Source organism: uncultured Jannaschia sp., from assembly GCF_947494025.1.
Taxonomy (GTDB): domain Bacteria; phylum Pseudomonadota; class Alphaproteobacteria; order Rhodobacterales; family Rhodobacteraceae; genus Jannaschia.
This window is the reverse complement of the sequence record NZ_CANLTQ010000014.1, coordinates 24,370-41,038: the sequence shown is the minus strand read 5'-3', so window position 1 is coordinate 41,038 and position 16,669 is coordinate 24,370. Positions and strand designations below refer to the sequence as shown.

Here is a 16,669-nt window from a genome sequence, read left to right as displayed (position 1 = left end):
GCTCAGGACGCGGCGTCCGAGATTACCTTCCTGGCCGCCTCGAGGTCGTATTCGGTATTGGCGACGCCGCCTTCCGGCGTGGTCTCGAGCGCCGCGTCGAGGTCCGCCTGGTCGATCCGCAGGAACGGCACCGTCAGGTCCTTCGGCACCTCGGCGCCGTCGAGCACCTGCTGCGCCACCCAGAAGGCCAGTGTCGAGACGCCGGGCGCGATCGACACCGACATCGTCTCGTAACCCGACGCGTCGCGCTGCTCGGCCCACCATTGCAGCTCGTCCTGCCGGTTGCCGAGCACGATGATCGGCATGTCGCGGCCCGCCGCCTCGAAGGCCTGCGCCGCGCCGTAGCCGTCGCCGCCCTGAGTCGCGACGCCGACGATCTCCGGCAGCGACGGCAGGATGCCGGCGACCGCGCGCTGCGCCACGTCCTGCGCCCAGTCGCCGTTGACCGAGCCCGCGATGGTGAAGTCCGGATGCGCCGCCACCCCGTCATGGATCCCGCGGGAGATGGCGTCGTCCACGAACACCCCGGCAAGGCCCCGGATCTCCAGAAGCGCGCCGCCCTCGGGAAGGCGGTTCGCGAGGTACTCGATCTGGTCGCGGCCCATCTGCTCGAAATCGACGGCGATGCGCCAGGCGCAGGGCTCCTCCACGATCCCGTCGAAGGAGACGACCACGATGCCCGCGTCGCAGGCCTCCTTCACCGCGCCGTTCAGCGCCGTGGGCGAGGCCGCGTTCAGCACGATCGCGTCGTAGCCCTGCAGGATCATGTTCTGGATCTGCGCGGCCTGTTCGGTTGCCTGGTTCTCGGCGGTGGTGAAGGCGTCGGCCGCGGCCACGATGCCGCCGGAGACCGCCTGCGACGTCGCCGCCTCCCAGCTTTCGAGCATCGCCTGCCGCCAGGAATTTCCGGCATAGTTGTTCGACAGGGCGATGCGCTTGTCGGGCGTGTCGGCCGTCGCGGCGGTGCCCACGACGAGCGCGGTGGTCAGGGCGAGACAGGTCGCGGCTTTCATGTGGATCCTCCCAGATGCGGTTGGCCGACCCCCCCGGCCGCGCCGCGACGGATAGTGACAGCCCGTCAGCAAAACTCAAAGCGGGATCCGCGGCCGCCCCGCGCCGGCCGGACCCGCCGCTTCGGTTTCGCCCTGCTTGGACCGACGCCCGACCGATCGCCCCGTTCGGGGCGGATACGTCGGACAAGCCCCGCTCTCAGGCCGCGTCCTTGCGGCTGAGCGGGACCACCGTGGCGTCCGCCGCCGCGTCGTCGGCCATGTCCTGCTCCGTCACGAGCGCGCTGGCGACGTCCTGCGCGAGGGGCCGGCCCAGCAGGAAGCCCTGCGCGACGTCGCAGCCGAGCTCCGTCAGACGCGCGAGTTGTTCGGGCGTCTCGACGCCCTCGCCGATCGTCAGGATCGAAAGGTCGCGCGCCATGCTGGTGACGGCCCGGATCACCGCGCGCGCGCCGATGTCGTCGTCGCTCGTATCCACGAAGCTGCGGTCGATCTTGATGCGGTCGAGCTCGAAGTTGCGCATATGGGCGAGCGACGAATAGCCGGTTCCGAAGTCGTCCATCGCGATCCGGACGCCGAGCCTGCGCAGACGGCGGAGCGTTTCCGCGATCGCCTCGCCGTCCTCGACCAGCGCCGTTTCCGTCAGCTCGATCTCCAGCCGGTCCGCGGTCGCGCCGTGGCGATCGAGGGCGGCGGCCACGTCGTCCGCGAGATCGGACATCCGCATCTGCACGGCCGACACGTTGATCGCGACGTGGATGTTGTCCGGCCAGCGGCGCAATTGCTGGCAGGCGCGGTCCAGCACCCAGGCGCCGATGCCGAGGATCAGGCCGGTCTCCTCCGCGAGGGGGATGAAGTCGGCGGGAGAGACGAAACCGAATTCCGGATGCTTCCACCGGATCAGCGCCTCGAAGCCCAGCAGTCGCTGATCCGGGAGCCGGTAGAGCGGCTGGTAGTGCAGCTCGAACCCGTCGTTGTCCAGCGCGTGCCGCATGTCGAGCTCCATCTGCCGCCGGCGTTGCGCCTGTTCGAGCATGCCCGCCTCGTAGACCTCGACCCGGCTCCGGCCCCGCTCCTTCGCGCGGTAAAGCGCGAGATCCGCCCGCTGGAGACCTTCGGCCGGATGCTCGCCCGGCGCCAGGACCGTCATGCCGATGCTGCACCCGATGGAGATCGTGTGGGCCCCGATCTGGAAGCTCTCGGCCGCGCCGGCGACGACGTGTTCGGCCAATGCGCGCGCCGCGCCGTCGTCGAGGCCGCTCAGGACGATGGCAAGCTCGTCTCCGCCGAGGCGGAACACCGATCCCCGGCCGTCCACGATTCCGGTCAGGCGCTCTCCCACGGCGACGAGAAGGGCGTCGCCGACGGGGTGGTCCAGCGTGTCGTTGACAGGCTTGAACCGGTCGAGATCGAGAACGAGGAGCGTGGTCTGCCGGTCGCGCCCGACGACCGTCTGCACATGTTCCCGGAAGCCACGGCGGTTCGCCAGGCCGGTCAGGGAATCGTGGAAGGCCAGATGCGCGATCTCCGCCTCGGCTGTCCGGTACTCGGTCAGGTCGTCGAAGGTCAGGACGACGCCGCCTTCCGGCGTCCGCTTGCAGGTCGCCGCGATGATGCGGCCGTCCTCGAGCTTCTCCTCCGTTCGGGAATACCCCTCCGCCGCGAGGTTGTCGAAATGCTTGCGGATCATCGAATGAAGGTCGTCCGCGCCCCGGTTCTGGCCTGTTCCCACGCCATCGAGGAATCCCCGCAGGGAGGCCCCCTCCTCGAGTTGGGTCCCGTCCAGTCCGAGGATCTCCCACGCACGCTCGTTGATCGCGCTGATCCGCCCGTCCGGCGCGACCATGACGAGGCCGTTCGACATGTGGCGCAGCGCGGTCGCGAAGGCGGCGTTCCGATGCGCCTGGGCGTCCGCGGACCGCTCCCGCTCCAGTTGCAGCCGCCGGGCGCTGACGGTCACGGCGAGACCGACGGTCGACAGCCCGAGCGAGGTCACCGCGATCAGCGCGGACAGCATCACGCCGTCGATGGCCGACAGGTCGGGCGTCAGAAGCTCGATCGAGAGGCCCGCCAGCGTGGTGAAATGCAGCGTGCAGACGCCGGCGACGATGGCGCCCGCCCGCAGCAGGACCCGGCGCCGGGCGAGGTCGCTTCCGATCGCGAAGGCGAAGAATCCGGCGCCGAAGGCGAGGCCGAGCGCGACGGAAACCGCGTTGTATGCGAGAAGGCACCCCTGCAGGGCCGACATGCCGGTGAAGTGCATGGCGCCCACGCCGAGCCCGGCGAAGGCGCCGGCGGTCGCACGGCGCCATCCGGTGACGAAGAAGCTCGCCGCGATCGGCCCGCCGACGAGGGCGACGCCCGCCACCGCCGAGACGAAGGTCGTCAGCCCGTCGTAGACGAGGGTCAGATCCGGCCGGTAGCCCAGCATCGCCACGAAATGCGTGGTCCAGACGCCCACCCCCGCCACCAGCGCCGAAAGGGCCGCCCAGCCGATCCGGATGCGTCCCGAGGTCGAGTCGATGTGGTGGAACAGCAGGATGAGCGTCCCCGCCATCACCATGCAGACCAGAAGCGCCGTCAGCACATAGATCGGCGCGGTGCCCAGCAGGTTGAGAAACACGTATTCGCGCATGACGATATGCCTCGATGATGTTTCCGAGACGCCTCGCCCCAAACGGGTGAACGGAGCGTGAAAAACGTCCCGTCCGAAGACGAAGCCTTTTAGGCAAAACAGTCCTTTACGGATTCCACGCCGCCCCGTGCGCTTATCGCGACCGCGATTTCGCGCTTGCCCGGCGTGGCGGCACGGTGAAATATGACTCCGATATTTCACGGAGACGGCCATGACCGCGCTTGGAGCCGACCTGCGCGCCCTGCGCATCGCCCGCGGACTGACCCTCACGGAGGTCGCGTCCCGGCTCGACCGGTCCGTCGGCTGGCTGAGCCAGGTGGAGCGCGACCTCTCGACGCCCGACATCGCCAGGCTCGGGCAGCTGGCGGAGATATTCGACGCGCCGCTGTCGCTGCTCACCGACCGCGCGGGGGGCGACATCGTCCGCGCCGCCGCGCGCCGTCCCATCGGCGAACGGGTGCCCGGCCTGCGCGAGCAGCTTCTTTCGCCCGATCTCACGGACGGGTTCGAGGTCATCCATTCGACCTTCGCGCCCGGTGCGCGCCGCACCGATCCCGTGCGCCGCGACACCACCGAGATCGTGCACCTCCTGTCCGGCCGCCTGACGCTGTGGCTGGGCGAGGATCGCCACGACCTTCGTCCGGGCGACACCGCGCGGCTGCGCGGCCGGCCCTTCCGCTGGGCCAACGACCGGGCCGCGCCGGCCGTCGCGCTCTGGATCATCTCGCCGGCCATCTACTCGCAGGAGAGCAACGCATGACCGAGACCGCCCGCGTCGTCGTCATCGGAGGCGGCGCCGTGGGCGCGTCCTGCCTCTACCATCTGGCCCTGCGCGGCTGGACCGACTGCACCCTCCTGGAGAAGAACGAGCTGACCGCCGGCTCGACCTGGCACGCGGCCGGGAACTGCCCGACCTTCTCCACCTCGCTCGGCATGACCCGGCTGCAGCGCTACTCCATGGAGCTTTACCGCGGGCTCGCGGAGGCCACCGGAACGCCGTTCACCTACAACGTCACCGGCGCGATCCGGCTGGCCCATACCGACGACCGCATGCGCGAGTTCGAGCATGTCGCATCCTGGGGCCGCAAGCTCGGCATGCCGACCGGTATGATGAGCGTCGCGGACATGCGCGACCGCTACCCCTTTCTCGAGACCCACGACCTCCGGGGCGGGTTCTGGGACGCGCATGACGGCGATGCCGACCCCGCCTCGCTCACGCAGGCGCTGGCCGCGGGGGCGCGTCGGCGCGGCGCCACGATCCACCGCTTCCGTCCCGCCACCGGCGTCAGCCGCGCGGGCGACGAATGGATCGTGCATACCGCGAAGGGCGACATCCGATGCCGCTACGTCGTCAACGCCGCCGGATACTACGCGCAGCGCGTCGGCGAATGGTTCCGGCCGCATGGCGGCCGCACCGTGCCGATGGTCGTCCTCCAGCACCAGTACCTGCTGACCGAGGAGATCGGGGAGATCGCCGCCTGGACCCGCGAGACCGGCGCCAAGCTGCCCCTGCTGCGCGATCCGGACGTCAGCTACTACCTGCGTCAGGAGAAGACCGGCCTCAACCTCGGCCCCTACGAGCGCGGCGGTCGGGGCCACTGGATCGGGCCGGACCAGCCGATGCCGGAGGACTTCTCGTTCCAGCTCTTCCCCGACGACCTCGACCGGCTGGAACCCTATATCGAGGACGCGATGGCGCGCGTCCCGCTGCTGGCCTCCGCCGGTATTTCCCGGGTCATCAACGGCCCGATCCCCTACGCCCCCGACGGCCTGCCCCTGATCGGGCCGATGCCGGGGGTGCCCGGCGCGTTCGAGGCCTGCGTGTTCACCTTCGGCATCGCGCAGGCGGGCGGCGCCGGAAAGGTCCTGTCGGAATGGATCGTCGACGGGGCCCCCGAATGGGACATGTGGTGCGTCGACCCGCGCCGCTTCACAGGCTGGGTGGATCAGCCCGCCGCCGACGCGATGGGCCTGCAGACCTACCGCCACGAATACGCCATCCACCACCCGCATCGCGCCTGGCCCGCCGGGCGCGACAAGCGCCTCTCGCCCGTGCACGACCGCGTCCGCGCGGCGGGCGCGCAGATGGGTCCGTTCGGCGGCTGGGAGCGGGCGCTGTGGTACGCGCGTCCGGGCGACGACACCTCCGGGGCGGCGTCCGCCACCTTCGCGCGCCACGGCCCCTGGTGGGACGCCGTGGCGGAGGAGGTCGCCGCCGTGCAGGAGGGCGCGGGCGTGATCGACCTTTGCGGCTTTTCCCGCTTCGAGCTCGCCGGCACGGGCGCGGCGGACTGGCTCGCGGGGCGGATCGCGACGCGGCTGCCCCGCATCGGCCGCCTCGGCCTCGCCTATCTCCGCGACGGGCGCGGGCGCTGCCTCGCCGAGTTCTCGATCCTGCGCCACGAGGCCGACCGCTTCACCCTCCTGACCGCCGCCGCCGCGCAATGGCACGACCGCGACGCCCTCGCGGGGGGCCTGCCGGACGGGGCGACGCTGCGCGACCGGACGGACGACGTGTCGTGCCTGCTCGTGACCGGACCGAAGGCGCGCGAGGTGCTGCGGGCCGCGAACGCCGACGCCGATCTCGACGCCCCCTGGCTGCGCCACGCCCCCGCCACGGTCGCGGGCCGGGCCTGCCACCTCGCCCGCGTGTCCTTCGCGGGCGAGCTGGGCTGGGAGCTCCACGCCCCGCCCGCCGCCATGCCCGCGCTCTGGGATGCCATCCTCGCGGCGGGCGCGCGGCCCTTCGGCATGATCGCCCTCGAATCCATGCGGCTGGAAAAGGGCTGGCCCGCCTGGAAGGCCGAGATTTCGATCGACTACACCCCCGAGGAGCTGGGCGTCGCGCGCCTCCTGCGCGACCCCGGCACCCCCGCGCGCCGCCTCGCGCTGCTGGAGCACGACGGCGCGACGGAGCCGCTCGCCATGTCCAACGTCCTCCATGACGGCGCGATCGTGGGCGAGGTCACCTCCGCCGCCTGGGGCCACCGCGCGGGCAAGGCGCTCGCGCTCGCGATGCTGCCCGCCGACCTGACCGGGCCGGGCACGGAACTCGCCATCGACCTCTTCGGCATGCCCGCAGCCGCGCGGGTCCTGCCCGGCGCCGCCTGGGATCCCGACCATACGAGGCTCCGCGCATGAACGTCCCCGCCTCCGCCCGCGTCGTCGTCATCGGCGGCGGCGTCGTCGGCTGCTCCGTCGCCTACCATCTGGCGCAGCTCGGCTGGGATCCCCTCCTTCTGGAGCGCCGCCGCCTCACCTCGGGCACCACATGGCACGCCGCCGGCCTCATCGCGCAGCTGCGCGCGACGCCCGCGATGACCCGGCTCGCCAAGTACAGCCAGGAGCTCTACGGCCGGCTGGAAGCCGAAACCGGGCTCGCCACCGGGTTCCGGCGCACCGGCTCCATCACCGTCGCGCTGTCCGACGACCGCCGCGAGGAGATCGCCCGGCAGGCCGCCATGGCCCGGGCCTTCGGCGTCGAAGTGGAGGAGATCTCGCCCGCCGAGGTCAAACGCCGCTACCCGCATCTGGAGACGTCCGACGTCCGCTCCGGCGTGTGGCTGCCCCGGGACGGACAGGGCGACCCGACCGGCATCGCCCTGAGCCTCGCCAGGGGTGCCCGCGCGAAGGGCGCGCGGGTGCTGGAGGGCGCCGAGGTCACGGGCGTGCGCCGTCGGGGCGACCGGATCACCCATGTGGAATGGCGCCAGGACGGCGGGACGGGGGCCGTGGCCTGCGATCACGTCGTCAACTGCGCGGGCATGTGGGCGCGCGATCTGGGCGAGACGCTGGGCGCGCCGGTGCCGCTTCAGGCCTGCGAGCATTTCTACATCGTCACCGAGGCCATCGCGGGGCTGGGCGCGCTGCCGGTGCTGCGCGTGCCCGACGAATGCGCCTACTACAAGGAGGATGCGGGCAAGCTGCTGCTCGGCGCGTTCGAGCCCGTGGCCAAGCCCTGGGGCCCGATCCCCGCCGATTTCGAGTTCGACCAGCTGCCCGAGGATTTCGACCATTTCGAGCCGATCCTCGAACGCGCCTGCGCCCGCCTGCCAATTCTGGCGGAGGCCGGCATCCACACCTTCTTCAACGGCCCCGAAAGCTTCACCCCCGACGACGCCTACCATCTCGGCCCCTGTCCGGGGACCGGCAACGTCTGGGTCGCGGCGGGCTTCAATTCCGTCGGCATCCAGTCGGCGGGCGGCGCCGGGCTGGCGCTGGCGCAATGGATGGAGGGCGGCGAGATGCCCTTCGACCTGATGGACGTGGACATCGCGCGGATGGAGCCGTTCCAGCGCAACCGCCGCTACCTGCGCGAACGCGCCTCCGAAACGCTAGGCCTGCTTTACGCCGACCACTGGCCCGCTCGGCAGAAGGCCACCGCCCGTGGCGTGCGCCGCTCGCCCCTCCACCGGGAGCTTCTGGATCGCGGCGCCGTCATGGGCGAGCTCGCGGGGTGGGAGCGCGCGAACTGGTTCGGCGCCCCGAACGAGGGCTACCGCTACGGGTGGGGCCGCGAGACGTGGTGGCACGCGCAGCGGGCCGAGCATCTGGCGGTGCGCGGGGGCGCGGGCCTTTACGACATGTCCTCCTTCGGCAAGCTGCGCGTGGAGGGCCGCGACGCGCCGCGCCTCATGGCGCTGGCCTGCGCGGCCGATCTCGACGTCGCGCCGGGCCGGATCGTCTACACGCAGATGCTCAACGCCGGCGGCGGGATCGAGGCGGACGTCACCGTCACCCGCCTGTCCGAGACCGCCTTCCTGATGGTCACCCCCGCCGCCACACGGCTGCGCGACGAGACGCGGCTCCGGCGGCTCGCGGGCGACATGGCCGCGACGGTGACGGACGTGACCGCGGGCGAGGCCGTGATGGCCGTGATGGGCCCCCGCGCGCGGGAGATCCTCGCCGCCTGCGTGGCGGCGGACATGAGCGACGCCGCCCACCCCTTCGGCACCGCCCGCGAGGTCGAGCTGGGGCTGGGCCTCGCCCGCCTGCACCGCCTGTCCTACGTGGGCGAGCTCGGCTGGGAGGTCTACGTGTCCGCCGACATGGCCGTTCACGCCTTCGAGACCCTCCTCGCCGCCGGCGCCGAACGGGGTCTCGCGCTCGCGGGCCTGCACGCGATGGATTCGCTGCGGCTGGAGAAGGGCTTCCGCCACATGGGGCACGACATCACGCCCGCCGATCACGTGCTGGAGGCGGGGCTGGGCTTCGCCTGCCGCCGGACCGGCGGCCATGTGGGCGCCGACGCGGTGGCCGCCCGGCGGGAGCGCGGCCTCGGGCGCCGGCTGGTCCAGTTCCGGCTGCTCGACCCCGAACCGCTCCTGTTCCACGCGGAGCCGATCCTGCGCGACGGCGAGATGGTCGGCCACCTCACCTCGGGCGGCTACGGCCACACGCTGGGCGGCGCGGTGGGCCTGGGCTACGTCCCTTGCTCCGGCGAAAGCGCGGCGGAGGTGCTGGCCTCCCGCTACCGGATCGAGGTGGCCGGAACCCCGGTCGACGCCGAGGCGTCGCTGCGCCCGCTCCTCGACCCGAAGGGCGAACGGATGCGGGCCTGATCCGACGCCATGCCGGCCGCACCGGCAGGGTCGCGACGGCCCGCGCAGCGCCCCCGGACGATGCCCGGCGGCCGGGCTTCGGGATCGGCGGTGTCCGGCGGCGGCCTGCGGGTTCGCCGATCCCGGCCCAAGGGAAACGTTCCGGCGCCTCCGCGCGGCCCGGACGGTTGCGGCGGCCGGTCCGGCGGTAGACAATCCCGATCGCGATCCCGATCTCGGCCCGGCCCCGCCCTTGCCCCGGCGGCGGCCGGACACCGTTGAACCGGCGCGCCGGCGCGACATCTTGGGGGCGACGGGCATCCCCGCGCGCGACCCGTCGCCCCCGCACGCGCAGGCAGGACGACGCACAGGCAGGACGACGGACACGATGGACGAGCGACGCTTTCTTTCCCGGCTGGCCCTGACAACGCTGGCGGCGATCCTCGTGGGGGTGTCGTGGCAAAGCGGGCCGGACATCCTCGACAGGCTCCTCGCGCCGCCCGCCCTGCCCCGGCCCGTCGCGCCGCGTCCCGACCTGCCGGCGCGCGAGCGCTCCGTGATCGAGACCTTTCAGGCCGCGCGCGGAAGCGTCGTGTTCATCACCACGTCCCCGCGCGTCACCGACCTCTGGGGCCGGACCTCGAACGTGGTGCCGCGCGGAAGCGGCTCGGGCTTCGTCTGGGACGCGCGGGGGCACATCGTCACCAACAACCACGTCATCGAAGGCGCCGCCGCCGCCCTGGTGCAGCTCGCGGACGGGGAGACCTACCGCGCCCGCCTCGTGGGGACCGATCCCGCCCACGATCTCGCCGTGCTCCGGATCGAGGGCGGCGACGCCCCGCCGCTTCCCGTCGGGCGAAGCGACGACATCCAGGTCGGGCAGGACGTGCTCGCCATCGGCAATCCGTTCGGGCTGGACTGGACGCTGACCACCGGCATCGTCTCGGCGCTGGACCGGGAGTTTCCGGGCGCGGACCGGCGCACGCTTCGCGGCCTGATCCAGACCGACGCGGCGATCAATCCCGGCAATTCCGGCGGACCGCTGCTCGACAGCGCGGGACGGCTGATCGGCGTGAACACCGCGATCTACAGCCCCTCCGGCGGCAGCGCGGGCATCGGCTTCGCCGTTCCCGTGAACGTCGTGAACCGCGTCGTCCCACAGCTCATCGCCACGGGGCGCTACGCCCCGCCCGCGCTCGGCATCGACTACGACGCGCGTATCAACGAGCTGGCGCGGCGGCAGGGCCTGAGCGGCGTCCTCGTCCTCGGGGTCGCGCCCGGCTCGGCGGCGGCGCGCGCCGGGCTCCGGCCCGCGGAGGTCACCGCCGACGGCCGCCTCGTGCCGGGCGACATCGTGGTCGAGCTCGGCGGGCAGCCCGTTGCGACGACCGAGGACCTCCTGGTCGCCCTCGACATGCGCGAAGCCGGCAGCGAGGTCGAACTCGTGGTGCTGCGCGACGGCCGGCGCCACGCCGCGACGGTCACCCTCGACGGGCCGTCCTGACCGCCCCGCGACACGACGCGGCGGCGGGCCGGCCGGTCTGGAACCTCGCGAAGTCCAACGTGTTCTGTCCGGCAACCGGAATTCGGAAGGACAAGACATGTCGAACGACCTGAAGACCCTCGAAACCCTCACCGACACCGCCATCGACAGCGCGAACGGCTACGAGAAGGCCAGCGAGGTCGCCAAGACCCCCGGCCTCCAGAACGTCCTGCGCGAACAGGCCACCAAGCGCCGCGCCCTCGTGGAAACGCTGAACGGCGAGATCGTCCGCCTCGGCGGAAGCGCCCGCACGTCCGGCTCCGCCCTCGGCGCCGCGCACCAGGCCTGGACCTCGCTCACGGACGCGTTCTCGAGCGGCGACGAAAGCGCGGCCGAGCGCGTGGAGGAAGGCGAGGACCACATCGAGAAGAAGTTCCGCGAGGCGCTCGAGGACAGCACCCTCGACGTGCAGACCCGCGAGGTGCTGGTCCGCGCCCATGCCGAGATCGCGGAGGGCGAGCGCCTGACCGACCGGCTGGAAGCGCAATACGACTGATCCGGCGCGGCCGGGCCGAACCCCGGGGGGCCACCCCCCCGGGGCACAGGACCGCGCTCCGGCCCTAGCCGCCGGCCATGTCCTCCCAGAACGCGAAGATCGCCTCCGCGTTCAGCGGCGACATCCAGCCGTGACGCTCGAAATCCGCCCGGAGCGCCCCGTCCCGCAGCCCCGACAGGAACAGCCGCCGATCCGCGTCGCGCTGCGTGGGCGAGCGGGCCGCCGCCAGGTCGCGCACCCGCTCCAGACGCCGCGCCCGCTCCGAGGGCGCCGCCGCCGCGGCCTCCCCCCCGTTCCCGTATCCGTCGCGCAAGGCCGCGCTGAGATAACGCACCGGGCTTTTCACGCCCCCCTGCCCTTCCACGAAGTCGAGCTTCCGGACCACCGCCGCCTCGCCGTGCTCCGCCACCCATTGCCGCGCCAGCCGGTCGGACACGCCGAGCGCCTGGAGCCGCGCATAGACCGGCGCCCCCCGCACCCCCGCCCCGTCGTCGATCGGCAGGATCGAGAGCTGCGGGTTCTCCGCGATCAGGAACCGGATGTCGGTCACCGCCCGGCCCCGCCGCCGCGTCTCGGGCGTCACCGTGATGTTGGAGGTCCGGTTCACCTCGGCCACCGCCGGCTTGATGATCTTGGCGTTGAGATGCTTGAACACCCGGTAATATTCGCTCTCCTCCACCCCCATCAGCCGGCGGAAGGTCTCGAGCGGCCACCACCCCGTGCTGCCGGTGCGCACGAAGCGGTAGCAGTTCTCGTAGAGCGCCAGCGCGTGGCCGGAGGTGAACCGCCGCTGGATGTCGAGATTGATGAGCGCGAAGACCCGCGGATCGTGCAGCTTCTCGGCGAGCGCGGGCGAATAGGCGTATTCGCACACGCCCCCCTTGAGCTTGGCATAGGACAGAAGCGCGGAGATCCCCCATTCCTGCCGCCCCCGCTCGTCGAGCATGTCCCATTCGGCGACCGTCTCGGCCAGCCCGCGCAGGCTCGCCTTCAGCGTCTCGAAATCGTTCGAGTTGTAGCCGATCATCAGGCACAGGGTGCGCGCGTCGATCTCGTGCCGGGTCGCGGTGACGAGCGTGTCGTAGGCGTTGAGCAGCAGCACGTTCGACAGCTTCCGCTGCAACAGCGTGAGCTTGCCCGAGACGTGGATCGCGGCCACGTTCTTCTTGACCGAGGGCCGCCGGAGCGCGCCGGTCAGCCGCGACCGGTCGATCCCGTTTTCCGCCAAGGCCCCCGCCCCGGATGCGCCCATGATGCCCTCCTCGCCCGAATCCTCTGTCGGGATCTGCGGGGACCATGCCCCAGAAGGCACCCGCGATCCAGCCCCGTCCGGGTACTTTCGGGACGGGGGGCGCCGGCGTGGATGTCATCCCGTAGACGGGTTCCTCAAGGCTTCGCGAGGATCCGGGCCGGCCTCCGAAGGATGGACCGCGCGGCGAAACGCCCGGCCGCCCCCGTCCGCCCCTCGGGGCGGGGGCCGCCCTTTCCGCGATGCGGACCCCGTCTGCGTGGCGGCGGCGTCACGGAAAGGGCACGACGCCGCGTGCCTCCTCCCGCCTCATCCCCGTCCCGTCCGCGTCCCGCTCAGCGTCATGCCCGGCGCCGCCAGCGCCGCCGCCGGTCCCGTCCAGGCATAGGCCAGCAGACAGGGATCGGCCGGCCCCGTCGTGATCCGGTGCGCCTCGCCCGGCCGGTTCAGGATCAGCGATCCCGGCGCGTAGACGGCCGCCTCGTTCTCGGACCATGCGCCCGCGACGGAGACATAGCTTTCCTCGATGTCGGGATGGCTGTGCTGCGGATAGGTCGTGTCGGGCGCGAACAGGACGAAGCCCAGGACAAGCGCCTCGCAGGACACCGGCCCCCGCGGCCCCAGCACCTCGCAATAGGCGTATTTCCGCGCCAGAGCCGCCGGCATCCGCTCGTATCCGTATTCCCAGGTCAGCCGGGCGCGGATTTCGCGCAAGGCGCGCGCCATCGACCCCATCGCCCCCCGTTCCCCCAGGTCGAGCGCGCGGGACAGATGCCCTGTGATCGGCTTCGTCGCCGCGTCCCGCGCCAGCATCGCCGGATTCCTCGCGATCACGGCCGACAGCGTTTCGCGCACCCGGCGCCGGTGGGCCCGAATGGCCCGGCTCCCGCCGTCCGAGCCGAACCGGTAAAGCGTCTCGAATTCCCGCAGCAGGTAGAACACGTCCGGATTGTCCTTGAGGCGGGGGCCGGCCCCCTCCGCCGCTCCGGTCTCCGCGGCGTCCTGATCCATGCGGCGTCCCCCCTTTCGGCTGCCGGCCCTGCCCCGCCGGCCTCCGGGGCCAATCCACCGACGATGCCCGTTGTTCCATCCCGAGGATCGGGTCCGCGCATCCCGCATCCGGGCACCTTGTCGAATTGCCGCCGGCGTGCCGCGCCGCAAAGGCACCCGTTCACGGGACGCTGCCCCTCCCATATCCCGCTGTCGCCTCGTGTTTCGGGCATGATCGCGCGGGAAGGCCCGTCGTTCCCGCGAATCGGAACCGTCTGGCCCGGAATCGGCGACCTGTCGTCCCGCAGACGGATACCCGTCGCCCCGTTCACGGGTGCCCGTTGCGGAACAAGCTGTTGGCCCGGAACGGATTTTCCGTCGCAAAGTCCTTAAAGATCCGAAAGCCTAGACAAGTGTTGCGTCGGGTTTTGCTCGTGGTTTCGTGGCGAAACCGGCCCGATCGGGGCCACATTGCCCCTGGACGATTTGCAAACGCCTCGGGACGTGCCAGAGTTCGCACTATAAGCGGAAAACAATCGCACGTCGTCGAGGCAGCATGACATCATCCGGCAAGGGCCCCCTGCCCCCGTATTCGAACATCGACCCCGCCCGCGCGGCAGCCAAGCTCGGACCTCCGATCGACACGGTGCGCTTCGCCAAGGCCGCCGCCTTCGCCGCCAAGGGTCGCGAGGACCTGGCAAAGCGCGGCTACGCCCCCGACGGCGCCAAGCGCCTCAGGCGGTTCTCCACATGGGAGGTCTGCCGCTACCTGATCCCCGTCGCGCCCGCGCATTTGCGGCGCGTCCTGAAGGCCCATCCCGACCTGCCGCAGGGCATCGGCGAGGGCAACTCGAAGTGGTTCACCCTGGCCGAGGTGCTGGCCCTTCGCGATCATTTCGCCGCCGAGGGCGCCGCCGACCGCGAATACCGGCCCTGGCGGCCGGAAGGGCTCGACGCAAAGATCGTGGCCGTCGCGAACTTCAAGGGCGGCGTCGGCAAGACCTCGACCTGCGCCCATCTCGCCATGTCCGCCGCGCTCGACGGCTACAAGGTTCTCGTGATCGACCTCGACTCGCAGGGCTCGATGACCTCGATCATGGGCGGCAAGGTCGACGACGAATGGATGACCGCGTTCCCCCTTCTCGCCAAGGACTACGCCCGCGCCGTGGAGGCCGAGAACCGGGTGCGGGAGGCCGGCGGCCGCGCGCCCATCCCGCTCGACGAAACGCTGCGCGCCGCCTCCGGCATCGCCGCCCGCGACGTGATCCAGCCGACGCACTGGCCCAACATCGACCTCATCGGCGCGCAGCTCAACCTCTATTGGGCCGAGTTCCAGGTGCCCGTCTGGCGAATGGCCTTGCGCTCCTGGCCGCTCTGGGACGCGCTCACCAACGCGCTCGGCGGCGAGGGGATTCTCGGGGAGTACGACCTCGTTTTCCTCGATACCCCCCCGGCCCTCGGCTACCTCACGATCAACGCCCTCGCCGCCTCCGACATCCTCCTCGTCCCCCTGGGCGCGAGCTTCCTCGAGTTCGACTCGACGGGCCGCTTCTTCGACATGCTCTACTCCACCTTCGCCTCCATCGAGGACGGCGAGAACGCCGCCCGCCGCCGCGACGACCTGCCCGAGATGCGCTTCGAATGGGACGCCGTCCGCGCCATCATCACCCGCTTCGACGCCGGCCAGCAGGCCGATCTGGCGAACGTGGTGCAGGCCTATTTCGGCGATCTGATGACCGCCTACCGGCAGGAATTCACCGCCATGATCGGGCAGGCCGGCGAACAGGTGAACGGCATCTACGAGGCCGACTACCGCGAGTTCAACCGGGAGACCTATGTGCGCGGGCGGGAGACGTTCGACCGGACCTGGGCCGAGGTGAAGGAGGTCATCCTCGGCGCGTGGTGGCGGGATCAGAAGATGGAGGCGAACGATGGCTAAGCGACGCAAGCTTGAGGCGCCGAACCCGGACGACCTCGCCGAGTTCGAGCAGAGGTTTCGCCGCGAAACCAAGGTGGCCCCGATCGGGGCGCTGGCGGCGGATTCGGCGGCGGCGGCGGATCTGCGGGATGTCGACGAACGGGCCGAGGGGGAACGGTATCGCGCGGATTCGGAAGCGTTCTCCGAGGCGCGGGCCAGGGGGCTGGTGCTGCTGGAGGTGCCGCTCGGGGCCATCGACGAGACGGTGCTGGTGCGGGACCGGGCGGTGATGGACGAGGGGGAGCTTCTGGAGCTGCGCGATTCGATTTCGCGGAACGGGCTCCGGCTGCCGATCGAGGTCTTCGAGCTGGAGCAAAGTCAAGGCGAGCGGCGCTACGGGTTGCTGTCGGGTTACCGGCGGCTCCTGGCCGTACGGCAACTGCACGAGATGACGAAGCTCGACGTCTACGCGACGATCAAGGCCGTCGTGCGGGAGCCCGAGAAGATGGGCGGGCCGTTCGCGGCGATGGTCGAGGAGAACGAGGTCCGCGCGAGCCTGTCGCATTTCGAGCGGGGCCGGATCGCGGTGATCGCGGCGGGGCAGGGGGTCTACCCGAACGTGGAGGCGGCGGTCGACGCGCTGTTCGCCGCCGCGTCCAAGGCCAAGCGGTCCAAGGTCCGCTCCTTCGCGCTGATCTTCGAGGATCTGGGCGATCTGCTGCATTATCCCGAGGCGATGACCGAGAAGCAGGGTCTGCGCCTTGCGGCGGCGCTTCGGGCCGGAGGCGAGCCGGAGTTGCGCGACGCGCTGGAATCGCTCCGGGCCGAGAGCTTCGCCGACGAATGGCGCGCGCTGGAGCCCGCCGTCGTCGCCATCGAGGCGCGGGCCGCGCCGGACGCCGCGCGGGGCGGGCGGCCGCGAAGCGCCAAACCCGCGCCCGACCGGCCGGTCGCGTCGCGCCTGAACAGCGGGATCACCATCACCCGGTCGCGGGACCGCAAGGCGCATGTGCTGCGGCTGGAAGGGCCGGGGCTCGATGACGCGATCATGGAATCTTTGATCGCCGAGATCGAACGGCTGCTGGAGCGGCCCTGAGGGGGACAGGATCGCCGGCGCGGAACATCGGTCCTAGGTGCCGTGACGCGTCATGTGGGCAAGGATGTGGATCGTAAGCCATTGTTATAGAACGAATTCGAGGCGAGGGTTCCTGTTTTCCCACGTTGGTCAGGGGCGGTGCGTCTTCGCGTCGGTGTGACGGGAGGCTGTCCTGACGATCAGGGCAACGAC

Annotated in this window: 11 protein-coding genes; 7 read left to right on the top strand and 4 right to left on the bottom strand. The window is 71.3% G+C overall.

Going from position 1 to position 16,669, the window contains the following annotated elements:
• Positions 1–2 precede the first annotated feature (2 nt).
• Positions 3–1,013: an ABC transporter substrate-binding protein gene (locus Q1B08_RS14500; protein WP_299820273.1), complete on the bottom strand. Its 1,011-nt coding sequence runs from the start codon at positions 1,011–1,013 to the stop codon at positions 3–5.
• Positions 1,014–1,209: 196 nt separating this feature from the next.
• Entirely contained in the window at positions 1,210–3,645 is a 2,436-nt protein-coding gene (locus Q1B08_RS14495; protein ID WP_299820271.1) for an EAL domain-containing protein, read from the bottom strand.
• A gap of 211 nt (positions 3,646–3,856) precedes the next feature.
• Between Q1B08_RS14495 and Q1B08_RS14490 the strand changes: the two genes are divergently transcribed.
• The 5 genes from Q1B08_RS14490 to Q1B08_RS14470 all read left to right on the top strand — a co-directional run bounded on the left by Q1B08_RS14490 (position 3,857) and on the right by Q1B08_RS14470 (position 11,224).
• Positions 3,857–4,405, top strand: coding sequence for an XRE family transcriptional regulator (locus Q1B08_RS14490; protein WP_299820269.1), 549 nt, complete (start codon positions 3,857–3,859; stop codon positions 4,403–4,405).
• Positions 4,402–6,786, top strand: a complete 2,385-nt coding sequence (locus Q1B08_RS14485) for an FAD-dependent oxidoreductase (protein WP_299820266.1) — start codon at positions 4,402–4,404, stop codon at positions 6,784–6,786. The genes Q1B08_RS14490 and Q1B08_RS14485 overlap by 4 nt, the downstream gene beginning before the upstream one ends.
• Complete coding sequence (locus tag Q1B08_RS14480; protein ID WP_299820263.1) at positions 6,783–9,206, top strand: FAD-dependent oxidoreductase; 2,424 nt, start codon at positions 6,783–6,785, stop codon at positions 9,204–9,206. Before Q1B08_RS14485 ends, Q1B08_RS14480 begins: the two co-directional genes overlap by 4 nt.
• A gap of 367 nt (positions 9,207–9,573) precedes the next feature.
• Complete coding sequence (locus tag Q1B08_RS14475; protein ID WP_299820260.1) at positions 9,574–10,689, top strand: trypsin-like peptidase domain-containing protein; 1,116 nt, start codon at positions 9,574–9,576, stop codon at positions 10,687–10,689.
• Positions 10,690–10,786: 97 nt separating this feature from the next.
• Positions 10,787–11,224 carry a PA2169 family four-helix-bundle protein gene (locus Q1B08_RS14470; protein WP_299820257.1) on the top strand — a complete coding sequence of 146 codons (438 nt, stop codon included), beginning with the start codon at positions 10,787–10,789 and terminating at the stop codon, positions 11,222–11,224.
• A 64-nt stretch (positions 11,225–11,288) separates the two neighbouring features.
• On the opposite strand, the gene Q1B08_RS14465 is transcribed toward Q1B08_RS14470, so the two are convergent.
• The gene (locus Q1B08_RS14465; RefSeq protein WP_299820254.1) at positions 11,289–12,476 is read right to left on the bottom strand and encodes a replication initiation protein; all 1,188 of its coding nucleotides are present in this window, start codon (positions 12,474–12,476) and stop codon (positions 11,289–11,291) included.
• A gap of 306 nt (positions 12,477–12,782) precedes the next feature.
• On the bottom strand, positions 12,783–13,484 hold the full coding sequence (locus Q1B08_RS14460) for a dimethylsulfonioproprionate lyase family protein (RefSeq protein ID WP_299820251.1): 702 nt from the start codon (positions 13,482–13,484) through the stop codon (positions 12,783–12,785).
• Positions 13,485–14,019: 535 nt separating this feature from the next.
• Between Q1B08_RS14460 and Q1B08_RS14455 the strand changes: the two genes are divergently transcribed.
• Together Q1B08_RS14455 and Q1B08_RS14450 are read left to right on the top strand one after the other, a co-directional pair.
• A complete protein-coding gene (locus Q1B08_RS14455) occupies positions 14,020–15,402 on the top strand; it encodes an AAA family ATPase (RefSeq protein WP_299820248.1) in 1,383 nt (460 codons plus the stop codon).
• Positions 15,395–16,477, top strand: a complete 1,083-nt coding sequence (locus tag Q1B08_RS14450; RefSeq protein ID WP_299820245.1) for a ParB N-terminal domain-containing protein — start codon at positions 15,395–15,397, stop codon at positions 16,475–16,477. The genes Q1B08_RS14455 and Q1B08_RS14450 overlap by 8 nt, the downstream gene beginning before the upstream one ends.
• Positions 16,478–16,669 lie beyond the last annotated feature (192 nt).

Coding starts and splice junctions, on each gene's coding strand:
- Q1B08_RS14475 (WP_299820260.1), top strand. CDS start 9,574: ATGGACGAGCGACGCTTTCTTTCCCGGCTGGCCCTGACAACGCTGGCG.
- Q1B08_RS14495 (WP_299820271.1), bottom strand. CDS start 3,645: ATGCGCGAATACGTGTTTCTCAACCTGCTGGGCACCGCGCCGATCTAT.
- Q1B08_RS14455 (WP_299820248.1), top strand. CDS start 14,020: ATGACATCATCCGGCAAGGGCCCCCTGCCCCCGTATTCGAACATCGAC.
- Q1B08_RS14485 (WP_299820266.1), top strand. CDS start 4,402: ATGACCGAGACCGCCCGCGTCGTCGTCATCGGAGGCGGCGCCGTGGGC.
- Q1B08_RS14490 (WP_299820269.1), top strand. CDS start 3,857: ATGACCGCGCTTGGAGCCGACCTGCGCGCCCTGCGCATCGCCCGCGGA.
- Q1B08_RS14480 (WP_299820263.1), top strand. CDS start 6,783: ATGAACGTCCCCGCCTCCGCCCGCGTCGTCGTCATCGGCGGCGGCGTC.
- Q1B08_RS14450 (WP_299820245.1), top strand. CDS start 15,395: ATGGCTAAGCGACGCAAGCTTGAGGCGCCGAACCCGGACGACCTCGCC.
- Q1B08_RS14460 (WP_299820251.1), bottom strand. CDS start 13,484: ATGGATCAGGACGCCGCGGAGACCGGAGCGGCGGAGGGGGCCGGCCCC.
- Q1B08_RS14470 (WP_299820257.1), top strand. CDS start 10,787: ATGTCGAACGACCTGAAGACCCTCGAAACCCTCACCGACACCGCCATC.
- Q1B08_RS14465 (WP_299820254.1), bottom strand. CDS start 12,476: ATGGGCGCATCCGGGGCGGGGGCCTTGGCGGAAAACGGGATCGACCGG.
- Q1B08_RS14500 (WP_299820273.1), bottom strand. CDS start 1,013: ATGAAAGCCGCGACCTGTCTCGCCCTGACCACCGCGCTCGTCGTGGGC.